This window comes from Candidatus Baltobacteraceae bacterium (assembly GCA_036488875.1).
In the GTDB taxonomy this organism is placed as follows: Bacteria; Vulcanimicrobiota; Vulcanimicrobiia; order Vulcanimicrobiales; family Vulcanimicrobiaceae; genus JAFAHZ01.
This window is the reverse complement of the sequence record DASXGW010000004.1, coordinates 559745-573826: the sequence shown is the minus strand read 5'-3', so window position 1 is coordinate 573826 and position 14082 is coordinate 559745. Positions and strand designations below refer to the sequence as shown.

21 protein-coding genes are annotated in these 14082 nt (G+C 63.3%); 13 read left to right on the top strand and 8 right to left on the bottom strand.

Annotation, left to right across the window (positions count from 1 at the left end; genetic code table 11):
* Positions 1 to 245 precede the first annotated feature (245 nt).
* The 4 genes from sufB to VGG89_08205 all read left to right on the top strand — a co-directional run bounded on the left by sufB (position 246) and on the right by VGG89_08205 (position 5526).
* Complete coding sequence (gene sufB, locus VGG89_08220) at positions 246 to 1670, top strand: Fe-S cluster assembly protein SufB (GenBank protein HEY1976514.1); 1425 nt, start codon at positions 246 to 248, stop codon at positions 1668 to 1670.
* A 148-nt stretch (positions 1671 to 1818) separates the two neighbouring features.
* On the top strand, positions 1819 to 3033 hold the full coding sequence (locus tag VGG89_08215; protein HEY1976513.1) for an alkaline phosphatase family protein: 1215 nt from the start codon (positions 1819 to 1821) through the stop codon (positions 3031 to 3033).
* Between the two features lie 36 nt (positions 3034 to 3069).
* Positions 3070 to 3372, top strand: a complete 303-nt coding sequence (locus VGG89_08210; protein HEY1976512.1) for a non-heme iron oxygenase ferredoxin subunit — start codon at positions 3070 to 3072, stop codon at positions 3370 to 3372.
* A 9-nt stretch (positions 3373 to 3381) separates the two neighbouring features.
* The gene (locus VGG89_08205; GenBank protein ID HEY1976511.1) at positions 3382 to 5526 is read left to right on the top strand and encodes a penicillin acylase family protein; all 2145 of its coding nucleotides are present in this window, start codon (positions 3382 to 3384) and stop codon (positions 5524 to 5526) included.
* Here the strand turns inward: VGG89_08205 and VGG89_08200 are convergent.
* The 5 genes from VGG89_08200 to VGG89_08180 are packed head-to-tail and all read right to left on the bottom strand — an operon-like array spanning position 5523 to position 8142.
* A complete protein-coding gene (locus VGG89_08200; GenBank protein ID HEY1976510.1) occupies positions 5523 to 6266 on the bottom strand; it encodes an ABC transporter permease in 744 nt (247 codons plus the stop codon). The genes VGG89_08205 and VGG89_08200 overlap by 4 nt on opposite strands.
* Positions 6263 to 7084: an ABC transporter ATP-binding protein gene (locus tag VGG89_08195; GenBank protein ID HEY1976509.1), complete on the bottom strand. Its 822-nt coding sequence runs from the start codon at positions 7082 to 7084 to the stop codon at positions 6263 to 6265. Before VGG89_08195 ends, VGG89_08200 begins: the two co-directional genes overlap by 4 nt.
* A gap of 1 nt (position 7085) precedes the next feature.
* Positions 7086 to 7364, bottom strand: coding sequence for a transcriptional regulator (locus tag VGG89_08190; protein ID HEY1976508.1), 279 nt, complete (start codon positions 7362 to 7364; stop codon positions 7086 to 7088).
* Positions 7365 to 7367: 3 nt separating this feature from the next.
* Positions 7368 to 7949, bottom strand: a complete 582-nt coding sequence (locus VGG89_08185) for a hypothetical protein (GenBank protein HEY1976507.1) — start codon at positions 7947 to 7949, stop codon at positions 7368 to 7370.
* Position 7950: 1 nt separating this feature from the next.
* Positions 7951 to 8142: a hypothetical protein gene (locus tag VGG89_08180; GenBank protein HEY1976506.1), complete on the bottom strand. Its 192-nt coding sequence runs from the start codon at positions 8140 to 8142 to the stop codon at positions 7951 to 7953.
* Positions 8143 to 8266: 124 nt separating this feature from the next.
* Between VGG89_08180 and rplU the strand changes: the two genes are divergently transcribed.
* Genes rplU through VGG89_08160 form a run of 4 tightly spaced genes read left to right on the top strand, consistent with a single transcriptional unit; the run spans position 8267 to position 9755 of the window.
* The gene (rplU, locus tag VGG89_08175; GenBank protein ID HEY1976505.1) at positions 8267 to 8581 is read left to right on the top strand and encodes a 50S ribosomal protein L21; all 315 of its coding nucleotides are present in this window, start codon (positions 8267 to 8269) and stop codon (positions 8579 to 8581) included.
* 8 nt (positions 8582 to 8589) lie between these two features.
* Positions 8590 to 8949, top strand: coding sequence for a ribosomal-processing cysteine protease Prp (locus VGG89_08170; protein ID HEY1976504.1), 360 nt, complete (start codon positions 8590 to 8592; stop codon positions 8947 to 8949).
* 19 nt (positions 8950 to 8968) lie between these two features.
* Positions 8969 to 9220 (top strand): hypothetical protein, encoded by a 252-nt coding sequence (locus VGG89_08165; protein ID HEY1976503.1) that lies wholly within the window; start codon positions 8969 to 8971, stop codon positions 9218 to 9220.
* Between the two features lie 52 nt (positions 9221 to 9272).
* Positions 9273 to 9755, top strand: a complete 483-nt coding sequence (locus VGG89_08160) for a lytic transglycosylase domain-containing protein (protein HEY1976502.1) — start codon at positions 9273 to 9275, stop codon at positions 9753 to 9755.
* Here the strand turns inward: VGG89_08160 and VGG89_08155 are convergent.
* Positions 9721 to 9939, bottom strand: a complete 219-nt coding sequence (locus tag VGG89_08155; GenBank protein ID HEY1976501.1) for a twin-arginine translocase TatA/TatE family subunit — start codon at positions 9937 to 9939, stop codon at positions 9721 to 9723. The genes VGG89_08160 and VGG89_08155 overlap by 35 nt on opposite strands.
* Positions 9940 to 10025: 86 nt before the next feature.
* Between VGG89_08155 and VGG89_08150 the strand changes: the two genes are divergently transcribed.
* A complete protein-coding gene (locus VGG89_08150) occupies positions 10026 to 10502 on the top strand; it encodes a hypothetical protein (GenBank protein HEY1976500.1) in 477 nt (158 codons plus the stop codon).
* Between the two features lie 12 nt (positions 10503 to 10514).
* Here VGG89_08150 and VGG89_08145 read toward each other — a convergent pair whose 3' ends face one another.
* Positions 10515 to 11018: a hypothetical protein gene (locus tag VGG89_08145; protein ID HEY1976499.1), complete on the bottom strand. Its 504-nt coding sequence runs from the start codon at positions 11016 to 11018 to the stop codon at positions 10515 to 10517.
* Positions 11015 to 11497: a tetratricopeptide repeat protein gene (locus tag VGG89_08140; GenBank protein ID HEY1976498.1), complete on the bottom strand. Its 483-nt coding sequence runs from the start codon at positions 11495 to 11497 to the stop codon at positions 11015 to 11017. Before VGG89_08140 ends, VGG89_08145 begins: the two co-directional genes overlap by 4 nt.
* A gap of 9 nt (positions 11498 to 11506) precedes the next feature.
* Between VGG89_08140 and trmD the strand changes: the two genes are divergently transcribed.
* The 4 genes from trmD (at position 11507) to lepB (VGG89_08120) (ending at position 14064) form a co-directional block, all read left to right on the top strand.
* Positions 11507 to 12211, top strand: coding sequence for a tRNA (guanosine(37)-N1)-methyltransferase TrmD (gene trmD, locus VGG89_08135; GenBank protein ID HEY1976497.1), 705 nt, complete (start codon positions 11507 to 11509; stop codon positions 12209 to 12211).
* A 66-nt stretch (positions 12212 to 12277) separates the two neighbouring features.
* On the top strand, positions 12278 to 12628 hold the full coding sequence (gene rplS, locus VGG89_08130) for a 50S ribosomal protein L19 (protein HEY1976496.1): 351 nt from the start codon (positions 12278 to 12280) through the stop codon (positions 12626 to 12628).
* 6 nt (positions 12629 to 12634) lie between these two features.
* Entirely contained in the window at positions 12635 to 13327 is a 693-nt protein-coding gene (gene lepB / locus VGG89_08125; GenBank protein ID HEY1976495.1) for a signal peptidase I, read from the top strand.
* Positions 13324 to 14064, top strand: coding sequence for a signal peptidase I (gene lepB, locus VGG89_08120; protein ID HEY1976494.1), 741 nt, complete (start codon positions 13324 to 13326; stop codon positions 14062 to 14064). The genes lepB (VGG89_08125) and lepB (VGG89_08120) overlap by 4 nt, the downstream gene beginning before the upstream one ends.
* Positions 14065 to 14082 lie beyond the last annotated feature (18 nt).

The window sequence follows — 14082 nt, the reverse complement described above, 5'->3', positions numbered from 1 at the left end:
GCGCTTTTGCGGTGCACGGGCGACTCGCCGCGATGGCACGTAAGGGCGTGCCTCCCTTAAACCGTGAGCTGCGCCACCCGCAGCCCGTCTGGCCCTGCTCTTCACAGGGACCGGCCAACAATGATACGGCTACTAGGGTCGCCTGTAAACCCCTTAAGAACCATAATGTGTTTTTAAAGAAAGATTCTGAAGGTACTACTTCACTATCTTGACTATATAGTGGTTGGGAAGTAGGCTCAGAACGTATGGCGACAAAAATCGAGACCGCCGTCTCGCCCCAGGAGCTAATCGGCGACTATCGCCACGGCTTCCACGACGCGGAGAACTACGTCTTTAAGTCCGACAAAGGCCTGACGCCGGAAATCGTCGCGCGCATCAGCAGCATGAAAGACGAGCCGGAGTGGATGCGGGAGTTCCGCCTCAAAGCGTACGAGCTCTTCGCAAGCAAGCCCATGCCGGCGTGGGGCGATTCCAAGCTGCTCGGCGAGATCGATTTCTCGGACATCCACTATTACGTGAAGTCGACCGACAAGACCGAACGCTCGTGGGACGACGTTCCCGACGACATCAAGCGCACGTTCGACCGGCTGGGCATCCCGGAAGCCGAGCGCAAGTTTTTGGCCGGCGTCTCCGCGCAGTACGAGTCGGAAGTCGTCTATCACAACGTCAGTAAAGAGCTCGAGTCGCAAGGCGTGCTCTTCTGCGACATGGACACGGCCGTCAAGCAACATCCGGAGATCGTCAAGAAGTATTTCGCGACCGTCATTCCGCCGGGCGACAACAAGTTCGCCTCGCTCAACTCGGCGGTGTGGTCGGGCGGATCGTTCATCTACGTGCCGCCGGGCGTCGAAGTCAAGATGCCGCTGCAGGCCTACTTCCGCATCAACGCGGAGAACATGGGCCAGTTCGAACGCACCTTGATCATCGCCGACAAGGGCGCGAAGGTGCACTACATCGAGGGCTGCACCGCACCGAAATTTTCGACGGCGTCGCTGCACTCGGCCGTCGTCGAGCTCATCGCGCTCGAGGGCGCGTCGATCCGTTACACGACGATCCAAAACTGGTATCGCAACATCTTCAACCTCGTCACGAAGCGCGCGGTCGCGTACAAGGGTGCCACCGTGGAGTGGGTCGACGGCAACATCGGCTCTCGCTTGACGATGAAGTATCCGGCGATCTATTTGATGGGCGAGGGCGCGCGCGGCGAGATTCTGTCGATGGCGTTCGCGGGCGAAGGACAGCACCAGGACGCCGGCGCCAAAGTCATTCACGTCGCACCCAATACGACGTCGGTCGTCACGAACAAGAGCGTCAGCGCACACGGCGGCAAGACGACCTACCGCGGTTTGGTCGAGGTGCATTCGGGCGCGACGGGCGCAAAGACGCGCGTGCGCTGCGACGCGCTCATTATGGACGAAGAGTCGTCGAGCGACACCAAGCCGACGATGAAGATTCACGAGCAGCGCTCGACCGTCGAGCACGAGGCCAGCGTCAGCAAGATCGGCGAGGATCAGCTCTTCTACGCGATGAGCCGCGGCCTGTCCGAGGCCGACGCGACCGCCATGATCGTCAACGGCTTCTTCGACTTCTTCGTGAAGGAGCTGCCGATGGAGTACGCGGTCGAACTCAACCGCCTCGTCAAAATGGAAATGGAAGGCGCAGTCGGCTAGATAGCCTCCGCTAATCCAATAAGCAGTCTTTGCCGACTGCTTATTGAGCATGCGCTATCTCCTTCTTTTCTTTGTCGTCGCGCTCGCGGCGTGCTCGTCGCCTAACATGCGAGGCGCCCTGCCCTTCGGGGCTCAGGATGACAGGGCTGTGACGCCGATTCAGCACGTGGTCATCATCGTTCAGGAAAACCGGACGCTCGATAACATGTTTTACGGGTTCCCCAACGCCGACACGTTAGGATACGGCCGGATGAGCAACGGCCGGCGCGTGAAACTGCACGAAGTGTCGCTCGCCGGACCCGATATCGACAACACCTACGGCGACAGCGTCCGCAGCTACGACAACGGCAAGATGGACGGGTTCAACTTAAATCCGTCCAACGGCGGCACGGCCGGCCGCTACGCGTACGGCTACGTGAGCCGCACGCAAAGCGCGCCGTACTGGAAAATGGCCGAACAGTTCGAGCTGGCCGACCACATGTTTCCCACTGAACACGGTGAAAGCTGGGCGGCGCACATCGAGCTCATCGCGTCGACGACCAATATCGCGCCCACCAAGGCGCTCGTGGACTTTCCGTCGCAAGCTCCGTGGGACTGCGACGCGCCCGCGGGCACGACCACGCCGACGCTCAACTCCAAAGGCATCTATAAGAGTAACGGCCCGTTCCCGTGCCTGGTGCGATTGCGCACGCTGGCCGATACGCTCGATGCCGCCGGCATTTCTTGGAAGTATTACGCCCCGGCGATCGACGATTGGATTCAAGGCGCGTGGTCGCCGTTCGGATCGGTCAAGAGCGTTCGCTACGGACCGGATTGGCACAACGTCATCACCCCGTCGTCTTCGATTTTGAGCGACGTCGCAAAGGGCCGGCTCGCCGGCGTGACGTGGGTCGTGCCCGATTGGCAATGGTCCGATCACGGCGGCAGCGGCACGTCGCTCGGGCCGTCGTGGGTTTCTGCCGTCGTCAACGCGGTCGGTCAGAGCAAGTACTGGAACAGCACGACGATCTTCGTCCTGTGGGACGATTTCGGCGGATGGTACGATCACGTGCCGCCGCCGCAACTCGATTTCAAAGGTCTCGGCATTCGCGTGCCGTGCATCGTGATCTCGCCGTACGTACGGCCGGGAAGCGTCGTTCACACGCAATACGAGTTCGGCAGCGTCCTGAAGTTCGTGGAAGAGACGTTCGATCTGCCGGCGCTGGGATCGGTTGCCGACGGTTATTCGGACGCGCGCGCGGCGAGCATGCAGGACGGATTCGACTACACGCAAGTGCCGCTGACGTTTCACGAGATTCCCGCACCCACGCCGCCGACGTATTTCCTGACGGCGCGTCCCTCGGGACGCGTGCCCGACGAGTAAGCGGGCCCCGCCGCGGCCATCGACGAAGCGCGGGTCATGCGTAGAAAGGTAGCCAAGACCGCCAACGTCGCTCCGGGAACGACGCTTCGCGTCGTCGCCGACGGCATCGAGCTTCTGCTTTGCAACGCCAACGGAACGATCTACGCGATCGAAGACGTGTGCACGCACGACGGCGGTCCGCTCGATCAAGGAACGCTCGAAGGGGAAACCGTCGTCTGCCCGCGGCACGGCGCGACTTTCGACGTTCGCACGGGCGACGCGCTGACGCTTCCCGCCGTCATCCCGTTGATGACGTTTCCGGTAACGATTGAAGGCGACGACGTCTACGTCGACGCGTAAGCGCCCGGGATGAAAATCGCTCTCCGCACTGCGGCGGTCGTGCTGCTGATCGTCGCCGTCGCGATCTTGGCGCAAGTCGTCAATCTCGCTTTCGGCATGCGCGCGCACGCACGGTATACCGGCGTCGTCAGCGGATTGCCCTTGCGCGGCACGGTGAACGTTCTGCGCGACAATCGCGGCGTTCCCCACATCATCGCCGCCAACGCGCACGATCTCTTTTTTGCGCAGGGATACGTCGAAGCGTCGGACCGCCTGTTTCAAATGGACCTGCTCCGTCGCTTCGTCGAAGGCGATCTCGCCGAAGTCTTCGGGCGTACGGCGCTTGCGACCGATGAAGACGAGCGTTCCGTACCGGTGCGCTTTATCACGGGCGCTCAATGGCAGCGCATGGATTTGCGGTCGCGCTCGATCGTCGTCGCGTTTACGGACGGCGTCAATGCCGCGATCCGGCGCGAGCCCTTACCGGTGGAGTTCCGTTTGCTCGCATATAAGCCAAAGCCGTGGACGCCCGCGGATTCGCTGGCGATCGGTATGGCTGAAGTGCTCGACCTTATCGACGACTGGAACGCGATCGCACCTCGCGACGCCGCGTACCGAAAAGGCGGCGCGAAACTGCTCGCCGCGCTTTTTCCGCTGACCGATCCGTGTTACGACGCGCCGGTGACGCAAGGCTTGGAAGGGATGGCGCCGGGGAAACCGTGCCCTCAACGTCCGTCGCTGCTTTCGATACTGGCCGACGCGCGAGCGCCGGTAGGAAGCAACAACTGGGCGGCCGGCGCGCAACGCAGCGCCACCGGACGCGCGCTGCTCGCGAACGATCCTCATCTTGGCCTTTCCATTCCGGGGATTTGGTATCTCGTCGATCTGCATTCGCCGCAAATTCACGCCGCCGGCGCGACCTTGCCGGGAGAACCGGGCGTACTGCTGGGCCACAACGAGCACCTCGCGTGGGGCATGACCGACGGAACCACGGCGTCGCTATCGGTCTTCGCTCCGCCTAAGCAGCTCGACGCGGCCGGGTGGCGCACCGAAACGTTCGCGGTTCGATTCGGTGGGAGCGTCCAGCGCAAATTCTACAGCACCGCACGCGAGTTTGGCGTGACGACCGGCGACGGCCGATTCGTGCTCGTCCGCTGGCGCGCGTACGACCATCCATCGTTTCCGGGCACCGCGTTTTACGAGCTCAACGACGCTCCGTCGATCGAGGCTGCCCTTTCGGCGTTGCGCGCGTGGGAGGGTCCTACGCACAACTTCGTCTTGGCCGACTCGTCGGGCCGCGTCGCGTACCACATGGCCGGACCGATTCCCGACGATCCGCTCTGGGCAACCCGGTTTCATCCGCCGTCGGACCTAACCCGCTCGTATCCGCCGGTTGCGTGGGAGCTCATGCCGCACGTCGCGCCCTCGCGGAACGGCGTCGTCTGGTCGGCCAACAATAAAGTGTACGGTCCCGGCTATCCGCTGCGTTTGAGCCCGCAGTTCGCCGGGCCGTATCGTGCGTACCGCATCGCGCAGCTGCTGCGCGCGCGCAAACTCTACGACGTCGCCTATTTCACGCGCATGCAGATGGACGCACTATCGCTTCCCGAACTCGAGCTGGCTCGAAGCGCGGCACCGGCTCTACGCGCCGTCGATCCGGACTTGGCCGGCGCGCTGCTGCAATGGAATGGCGAAATGACCGGCGATTCCTCGGCGGCGACCGCCGCGCAATCGTTACGCGTCGCCCTCACGCACGGCATGAAGGGCCGCATGCCGGCGGTGCTCGACAACGTCGCGCACTCCCCGCGGAGCGTACGCGCAAACGTCGCGTGGCCCGCGCCCACGTGGGACGTCGCCGGCGCCGTTCCCGTGAAACACAAACTCTCCGCGCTGGGGATCGAGTTTCTCAACGGCATAACGCTGCCGGGCTACGGCGACTCGCTCACGGTGCACGTGCAATACGCGGGGTACTCGCAGAGTTTTCGCGCGGTGTGGGACGTCGGGAACTGGGACGCGGGCGGAATCACGCTGCCGCAAGGCGAGTCCGGCGAGCCGGGCTCGGGACATTATACCGATCAAGCTGCTGCGTGGATCGCCGGACGGCTGTGGCCGCTGCCGTTTTCCGACGCGGCGGTGCAGCGCACCGCCGTCGACCGCGAGACGCTGACACCCTAGGCGTAGCGCTTGCGTTCGTCGCGGCGATAGCCGATCGCGGCGATCGCCGCAAAGATTGCGGTATAGATCGCTAGACCGGCGAGCGCGTGCGCGGCGCCGCTTCCGCTCGAAACGCTCCACAAGAGATCGGCAAACTGACGCGTGGGCAAATACGGCGAGAGTTGTTGGACGGCGTGCGGCAGATACTGCGGTGGCAACCAAAGGCCGCCGGCGTAGGCAAGCAGCAAGTTCAATGCCGTTGCCACGGGAACGGCCGCGCGCGCCGACACCCAATACCCGATCGTGATGCCGATCAAGACGAACGGAACGCCGCCGGCGATGACGAACGCGGCGGCCTGCAGCCATTGCTGCGCGTCGAGATCGATCGGTGTCGTGAAGTGCGAAAAGACCGCGACGCATCCGGCGGCCAGCACCGCAAAAACGAGCGCCGAGACGATTCGCGCCCCGAAGCGTACCGCGATCGAGGCCGGAAGGGTGCGCAAATAGCGCTCCCACGGACGGCCGCGTTCGGCCGCAATACCGACGCCGAACTGATAGAGGCAGACGCCCGACACCGCAAACGCCATGAACGCGAGCGTGGTCGCGTCGGCGACCGGCGCTTGCGTTCGTGCGTACTGCAAGTCGAACAGCGCGAAAAACAGCGCCGGAAAGGCGACCGTCGGCACGACGTAGCCCGGCGAACGGAACAGATCGAGTAGCGCGATGCGCGCGTGGGCGCGCGTCAACAGCAGCGTGCTCACTTGTTACCTCCGGTCACGGTAAGAAACGCTTCTTCGAGCGTGGGCGGGACGATTTCCAAGTTCGAAAACGCGATTCCATCGCGCACGAGCTTTCGCACGTATTCGTCGGTGTCGTCGATCGTCACCGCGACGTCGCCGTCGCGGCCCGCGTAGCTCAAGCGGCGCGCGCCGAAACGCCGGCGCAGATCTTCGGACGAACCGTCGAAGAGCACGCGTCCCGCGTCGACGACGACGACGCGCGTCGCGAGCGCCTGCGCTTCTTCCAAATAGTGCGTCGTAAAGAGCACCGAATGGCCGCTCGCGTATTCGCGAACGACCTCCCACAAACGGCGCCGCGACTCGACGTCGAGCCCGGTCGTCGGCTCGTCGAGGACGACGAGATCGGGATTGCCGACGAAGGCGAGAGCGACGGCCAGCCGTCGCGATTCACCGCCCGACAGCGCACCCGCGCGGCGCTGCGACAGCGCCTCTAATCCAAAGGCCTTCATGACGTCCGCGGGCTTCGCGGGACGCGGGTAGTGCGTGGCGCCGAAGCGCACGATCTCTTCCACGGAGAGCGCGTCGGGAAAGCCGCTGTCTTGCGGCGTCACGCCGAGCCGCAAACGCGTCTGCGGATCGCGCGGCGAGCGGTCGAACAGCCGCACGTCTCCGGCGTCGGGCGCGCGCAGACCGATCGCGACTTCTATCGCCGTCGTCTTGCCGGCGCCGTTGGGCCCGAGAACCGCAACGATTTCACCGGAATCGACCTCCAGGGATACTCCGTCGAGCGCGCGCGTCGCACCGTACGACTTGCGCACGTCCTTCAAACTCAGAATCATGTTACGACGTCTCTTTCAACAGGGACTGCAATTGTTGGACGTGAGCGACGAATGCGCCGCGTCCTTTTTGTGTCAAGCGATATCGGGTGAGCGGCTTACGATTGACGAACGTTTTCTCTTCGTCGACGTAGCCCGCGTCGACGAGCTTGCCGAGATGCGCGCCGAGGTTGCCCTGCGTCACGTCGAGCGAACGCTGCAGCTCGGAGAACGCGATCCAATCCGACGTCAAGAGCTGGGCGATGATGCCCAAACGTATCTTCGACAACAGTAAGTCGTCCACGAGCTATTCGGCCGTCACCAATTCGGCGATGCCGAAACCGCAGTAGCCGGCGATCATTCCGGCGGCCAGCACGTACGCGCTGAGATGCGGCTGGACGAAGTTCGCGACGACCAGCGAAACCACGACCGCGATTCCGCAGACTTGGGCGCGCCGATTGCCGTGCAAACCGATATAAAAGAGCACGATCGCTTCGGCAAAGCTCCAAATCGCCGCCGAAGCCAGCCCTGGGAAGATGTTGAACGCGGCAATATCGACGACGAATGCCAAGCCCACCGTCAGCCACAGCACGTTCAAAAACTCGCGCTGCAGCAGCGATCTGCGAACTTCCGAGTTGCGCAGTGCACGGCCGCGTACGATCGAGAACGCGATGCACGCAAGCAACAACGCCGCCCCCGCCCACATTGAGGACTGAGGCAGATTTCGGGTCGCGACGAGATGGCCCCACACGGTAATGAGTCCCGAGAACGCGCCCCACACGACGAAGAACTCGCCGCCCCCGCAGAGCCGCTGCGACGACTCTGCGATGATGCGCTGGACCATCTCGATGTGGTCGCGCGCCTGCTCGGTGCTGATCTGTTCGTCCACGCTAAATCTCCCGCGTCGCAAGGAGCACCAGCGTTCCGGCGACGCCGGCGAGCGCCCAAATCGCGAAGGCGGGAAGCCCGGCAGCCGTCAAGCCGTTCCACAGCCATAACATGACGACGGCGTAGATTCCCCAGATCCAAAAGAGCTTTCCGGTGCAGACGTTTCCGGGGCCACTGTAATCGTGGTAGACCATAACAAGCCTTTCTAGACTACTCTATTTTATAGACTACTCTAGTTCTACCACCCTCGCCCCGGATCGTCAAGCAGGCAGTATCGTCGTTGACACGGCCAGGCCAGCCTGCTATCGTACCGTAGTCATGTACGCGATCATCGAGACCGGCGGCAAGCAATTGAGAGTCGCCGAGGGAGACGTCATCCGCTGCGACCTGCTTACCAGCGAGGTTGGTTCGGACGTCACTTTCGAGAAGGTCGTGCTCGCCGGAGCCGGTTCCGACGTGAAGGTCGGGGCCCCAGTGCTCGACGGCGCCACGGTGACCGGCACGGTGTTGCGCCACGGGCAGGATAAGAAGATTCTCGTCTTCCGCTACAAGCCGAAGAAGCGCGTTCGCAAGCTCAACGGCCATCGCCAGCGCTTCGCGGAAGTCAAAATCACCAAGATCACGCTCCCGTAGGGGCCCTCGTGGTAGACGTCACGTTTTACAGGGACAGCCAGGAGAGGCTGTCCTCTGTTTTTGCGCACGGCCACGCCGATTTCGGGGAATACGGCAACGACATCGTCTGTGCGGCCGTTTCGGCGATCTTGCAGGCGCTGCGCCTGGGGCTCGAGACCTACGCGGACATCCCGCTCGACGCCAACCAGGAACCGGGCGAGTTGCACCTGCGGTGGCCCGAGAACGCTCGCGACGACGCGGCGCTTCGCGCGATCGTGACCACGGCCGAGTTGTCGATAGAACGGATCGCCGAACAGTATCCCGAACAAGTCCGGCTCACACGCGAACATGACCGGCGTGCAACACCGCGGCCTCCGGCGTGGTATTAACAGGGCAAAGGAGCACCCAATGAACTCCAACACGGGCGCAAACGGATACCAGGGCGCTTTCGGCAGCGGCCAACCGCCAAGGCAAGACGACGACGCGTCGGGCGAAGTCGGAAAGGCGCTGCTGGTCGGTTTTCTCGGCGGGCTGGTTTCGGCCGCCGGCTATCTCGTCTACAAGCGGCTGCCCGACGAACAGCGCGAGAAGATCAATAATCAGGTGCGCTCGATGGTATCGCAGCGCATCGCCGAGCTGCGCGAAAACCTGAACATCTAAAGGCGCGTCCGCGCGCCGCGCGGGCACTAGCTCCCATGTGAAAGCGATACTCATGATGACCGCGCACTCCGCGGTCATCGTGCTTTACGCTCGCGCGCTGCAATACTTCAATCCCAACCTGCACGCAGGTACCGCGGCGACCCTTGCAAGCGCAACCATCGCGCAATCCGATCGCGAGCGCATCGACGCTCGGCTCCTGGTCGCGCTGATCGCAGTCGAATCGCGCTGGAATCCCGGTGCCGTATCGAGCGCGGGAGCGCGCGGCCTCGGGCAGCTAATGCCGCAAACGGCGAACGGATTGGGCGTCGATCCTGACGATCCGCTGCAAAACATCGCGGGCGCCGCCTACCATCTGCGCATCTTACTCGACCGCTTCGCCGGCCGCGATCGCGAAACGCGCTATCGCCTCGCGCTCGCCGCCTATAACGCCGGAACGGCAGCGGTCGATCGCTACCGCGGCGTTCCGCCCTATCCCGAGACGATCGCGTACGTTGCGCGCGTCATGGCGCTTTGGCACCGTCTGGCGGGTGAGTAGGCGCCGGCTCGGGTGCGCGCGTCTCCTCGGAGACATCGGCCGCACGCTCCATCTCAGCCACGAAGGATTGCGAGGTGTTCTGAATCTCGCGCATGAACCGGCCGGCCTGCCGCATGATCCCAGGCAGCCGGTCCGGCCCGAACAGCAAGAGCGCCAGCACGGAGACGACCAGAATATCGGGCACTGAAAACACAGCTCTACTCTTCCTCCCCGCGGAAGCGCCGCCTAGCAGGGCAACCCTCTACGTCCAGCCAAGCTGGCCAATCCGCTTTGAAGATCATTTACACCCGCGGCAACCGTACCGAGACGCTGGCCTCGCTGGCGACGCTACGCAAGATCCTCAACCGATTCGTCGCACATCGGGTGTTTTATGAAATTTCCAGCCGCAACACGCGCGGTCACGAATTCTTCTCTACGAAGAACGTCTTCGTCGTCGGGCTCATCGAGGTCACGAACTTCGAGCATCTCAAGATCTTGATTTTCGACGCGTACAATCAAGCGCATTCGATCGAGATCCTCAATCCGCAGACGATGCGCATCTACGACGAGATGCCGGGACGCGGGTTTGCCGTGTCGTTCATTAGCGAGAACGAGGGGGGCGTGGAGACGCGCTGCTACATTCGCGACGACGGCGAAGACGAGAACCGCATCAACGAGAAGACCGCGCTCGAGAAGATTACGCTGCCGCAGCTCTTCGAGTATCTGGAAGAGATCACCGCGGTAGAAGCGATCGGCAAATCGAAGTAACTTCGGCGACTCTTAGCCCAGCTGGAAAAGTGCGTCGGTAACTTTTCCCGGCTCGACGCGCAGCGCGGCGAGCACGCCTGGCGTGCGCAACGCTTCGGCCGCTAAGCCGAATGCTAAGTGCTTGGGGTAGTAACCCTCTTCGGCGCGATTGGCCCCTTCGACGAAAATATTGAACGCTTCGCGGCTGAGCCACACGCTGGCCGTACCTTCGGGGAGCTTGAACGCCAGCGTGTCGTAGCGCGGCATCGCGGATTTTTCGTTCCCCGCCAAACCGGTTTCCGGGAGGCGCGCCGCCGTGGTGCGCGCATCCTCAACCGGCTCCAGCTCGAGAAGCTTCTCACGTGGAACCACGCCGGCAAGCGTCGCTCCGACGTGCTGGTCGTCGAGCAGCGCCAAGAGCAGCGCGCGCGCAGTGATGAACGGCTCGCGCAGCTGCTGCGCGTAGCGGCCCGAGTTGCGCATGACGACGAGAAGGTCTTCGGAGAGTGGAACTTGATCGAGCTGCTCGCTGCTCATAGCCGTTCCCTTGGCCGAGAGCGTTTGCGACCCTCCATTCTCAGGCCCGTACGTAATGCGCGAACGGCTTCGTCAAGCCGGCCGGCCCTTTTGTAGGCGGAGCCCAGGTTCACGTAGGCAACGGCGTATTCGTGGTCGGACGCGATCGCGTCGCAGTAGGCGGAAATGGCTTCGTCGACGCGCCCCTCTTCGAGCAGCAGGTTTCCGATGTTGGTCAGCGCCGGCGCGTAGCGCCGCACGCACTCGAGCGCGCTTTCGAAGTCGGCGCGCGCGTCGTCGCGCCGCCCGAGATTGATGCGCGCGACGCCGCGCTTGTTCAGGTAGAACGCCCGCTGACGCGCGTGCGGCGCATCCTCGATTTCGCGCGTGAGCAGCGGCTCCGCCGCAACGAAATCGCCGCGATCCAGCGCGCCCAAGGCATTGGGTGCCGCGCGCTTTGGCTTCGCGCGGGATGACAGGAACGCAAACAAACGGAACACGGTGGCCTGATGTTCACGATCGACCTGGTCACGCTCTTCCCGGAGGTCTTCGCACCGTTCGTCGGCCTGTCGATCGTGGGACGCGCCGTCGACGCCGGCATCGTCGAGGTGCGCTACCACCATCTGCTCGACGAGCTGACCGGCAAGGAGCGGGCGGACGATTCGCCCTTCGGCGGAGGAGCGGGAATGGTTCTGCGGCTCGAGCCGATCGCCCGCGCCCTCGATCGCGTCCTCGCCGAAGCGCCGGCCGGCGAGCGCCGCGTCATCGCCGTTACCAGTCCCGGAGGAAAGCCGCTGAACCAGCCGGAGGTCGAGCGGTTCGCCGGCCTCGACCGCCTCATCGTGATCTGCGGCCACTACGAGGGGATCGACGATCGCCTCGGGTCGCTCTACCCGATCGAGGAAATCAGCCTGGGCGAGTTCGTCTTAACGGGCGGCGAGATACCGGCGCTGGCGATCGTCGACGCGACGGTGCGGCTGCTGGCCGGGGCGATTCGCCCGGAATCCCTCGCCAGCGAGTCCTTCACCGCCGGGCAACTCGACTATCCCAGCTTCACCCGCCCACCGGTCTTTCGCGGCGTGGCCGTCCCCGAGGTGCTTCTCTCCGGCGACCACGCCAAGATCGCCGAGTGGCGCCGCGAGGAGTCCCGGCGGCGGACCGCCGCCCGGCGAGCCCTGTCGGACTCAGCCTTGCACGCCGAGGAACGCCCGTGATAACATACCTTGGTTTTGGGGGCTAGCCCCCATTTTTTCCCTACGCCTCTACTATAGAAGAGTGCCATGAACGTCATCGACGCCCTCAATCGCGATCAGCTCAAGGACGGAGTTCCGCAATTCCGCACGGGTGACACCGTGAAGGTCTACTCGAAAGTCGTCGAGGGCGGCAAAGAACGCGTGCAGATGTTCGAAGGCGTCGTGATCGTGCACAAGGGCGGCGGCGCTCGCGAGTCGATCACCGTTCGTCGCGTCGCGCACGGCGTCGGCGTCGAGAAGACGTTCCTCGTGCACAGCCCGCGCGTGGAAAAGATCGAAGTCGGAAAGCGGGGCCACGTGCGCCGCAGCCGGCTCTACTACTTGAGCGAGAAAGTCGGCAAAGCCGCGCGGATCAGGGAAAAGAAGGTTGTCAAGTAGCCTGCCCTGACACCGCTGCAGTTACTCGGACTTCTCGGCGTTTTTGCGGTCGCGCGCTTCGCGCTCTCGAGCAAACCTTTTCGCGGCGCCGGCCCGCACGGCTCGGCCGTCGCCGTCGTACGCGAGTATCTCGACGCGCTTATCGTGGCGGGTCTCGCCGCGCTCCTGCTCATTGCGTTCGTCATACGAACGTACTACATTCCGTCGATTTCCATGATTCCGACGTTGACGGTTCACGACGTGCTGCTCGTCGACCAAATGGCCTACCGCTTCGGTCACCCGCACCCGGGCGACGTTGCCGTGTTCATGCCGCCGGTGCCCTCCGAAGGCAACGCGTTCGTCAAGCGCGTCGTCGGCGTCCCCGGTGACACCATCGGCATTTCCGACGGTATCGTCTACCGGAATGGAAACGCGCTTACGGAGCCGTACGAGAATCAGCAGCCGAAATACGATCTGGAGATCAAGAACTACGAGATTTACGTCGACGGCCAGCCGCTCGATCCCAAAACCGCCGACGTTCCGCCGCGACGCTTGTGGCAAGCGCCAAACCGGATTCCCGACGGTTTCTATTTCATGCTCGGCGATAATCGCAACTACTCGGACGATTCGCACGTCTGGGGCTTCGCACAAGGCAAGAACATGACGGGTCGCGCTTTTCTCATTCTTTGGCCGTTCAACCGGATGCGCGTCCTGAAATGACGCCTTCCGAGCTCCTGGCCATCGTCGCCGCAATCGTCGTTGCGCGCATCGTTCTCTCCCTGCGCCCGGTGGTGGCGCGGTCGAGCGGTCAAAGCACGGCGATCGCACGCGAGTTTCTCGATCCGTTTATCGTGGCCGGCATCGCCGCGTGGGTGCTGATCACGTTCGTCGCGCGAACCTACTACATACCGTCGGGATCGATGCTGCCGACCCTGCAGATCCACGACGTACTGCTCGTCGACAAGTTCGAATACCGCTTTCATCATCCCAACGAAGGCGACATCGTCGTCTTTCCACCGCCGATTCCGACGCCCGACGACTTCATCAAGCGGGTCGTCGGGCGGCCGGGGGACACGCTTAGTGTCCAGATGGGAACCGTCTACGTCAACGGCGCCGCACTGCGCGAGCCGTACATCACTCCCGACCATCGTCCGGTATACGAAATGGCCGTGCGCAACTACGGGATTTACGTGAGCTACGGCGCCGGTTGGCAGCGCTTGGATTCGGCGTCGGCCAATATCCCGCCGAAATCGATGTGGACGGCGCCCAACACCATTCCGCCGCACTGCTATATCATGTTCGGCGACAACCGCAACGATTCGGAAGATTCGCACATTTGGGGTTTCGCGCAGGACGGCGGCGGATTCACGACCGGTCCCCGCAAAGGCGAAACCGGCGGCTTTACGGGTCGCGCGTTTCTCATCTTCTGGCCGCCATCCCAGGCACGCGTCTTATAGTCACGAACTAGAGCGCCT

Excerpts from the sequence above, each read along its gene's own strand:
- sufB (HEY1976514.1), top strand. The coding sequence starts at position 246 with ATGGCGACAAAAATCGAGACCGCCGTCTCGCCCCAGGAGCTAATCGGC.
- VGG89_08210 (HEY1976512.1), top strand. The coding sequence starts at position 3,070 with ATGCGTAGAAAGGTAGCCAAGACCGCCAACGTCGCTCCGGGAACGACG.
- VGG89_08205 (HEY1976511.1), top strand. The coding sequence starts at position 3,382 with ATGAAAATCGCTCTCCGCACTGCGGCGGTCGTGCTGCTGATCGTCGCC.
- VGG89_08195 (HEY1976509.1), bottom strand. The coding sequence starts at position 7,084 with ATGATTCTGAGTTTGAAGGACGTGCGCAAGTCGTACGGTGCGACGCGC.
- VGG89_08180 (HEY1976506.1), bottom strand. The coding sequence starts at position 8,142 with ATGGTCTACCACGATTACAGTGGCCCCGGAAACGTCTGCACCGGAAAG.
- rplU (HEY1976505.1), top strand. The coding sequence starts at position 8,267 with ATGTACGCGATCATCGAGACCGGCGGCAAGCAATTGAGAGTCGCCGAG.
- VGG89_08165 (HEY1976503.1), top strand. The coding sequence starts at position 8,969 with ATGAACTCCAACACGGGCGCAAACGGATACCAGGGCGCTTTCGGCAGC.
- VGG89_08160 (HEY1976502.1), top strand. The coding sequence starts at position 9,273 with ATGATGACCGCGCACTCCGCGGTCATCGTGCTTTACGCTCGCGCGCTG.
- VGG89_08145 (HEY1976499.1), bottom strand. The coding sequence starts at position 11,018 with ATGAGCAGCGAGCAGCTCGATCAAGTTCCACTCTCCGAAGACCTTCTC.
- trmD (HEY1976497.1), top strand. The coding sequence starts at position 11,507 with ATGTTCACGATCGACCTGGTCACGCTCTTCCCGGAGGTCTTCGCACCG.
- rplS (HEY1976496.1), top strand. The coding sequence starts at position 12,278 with ATGAACGTCATCGACGCCCTCAATCGCGATCAGCTCAAGGACGGAGTT.
- lepB (HEY1976494.1), top strand. The coding sequence starts at position 13,324 with ATGACGCCTTCCGAGCTCCTGGCCATCGTCGCCGCAATCGTCGTTGCG.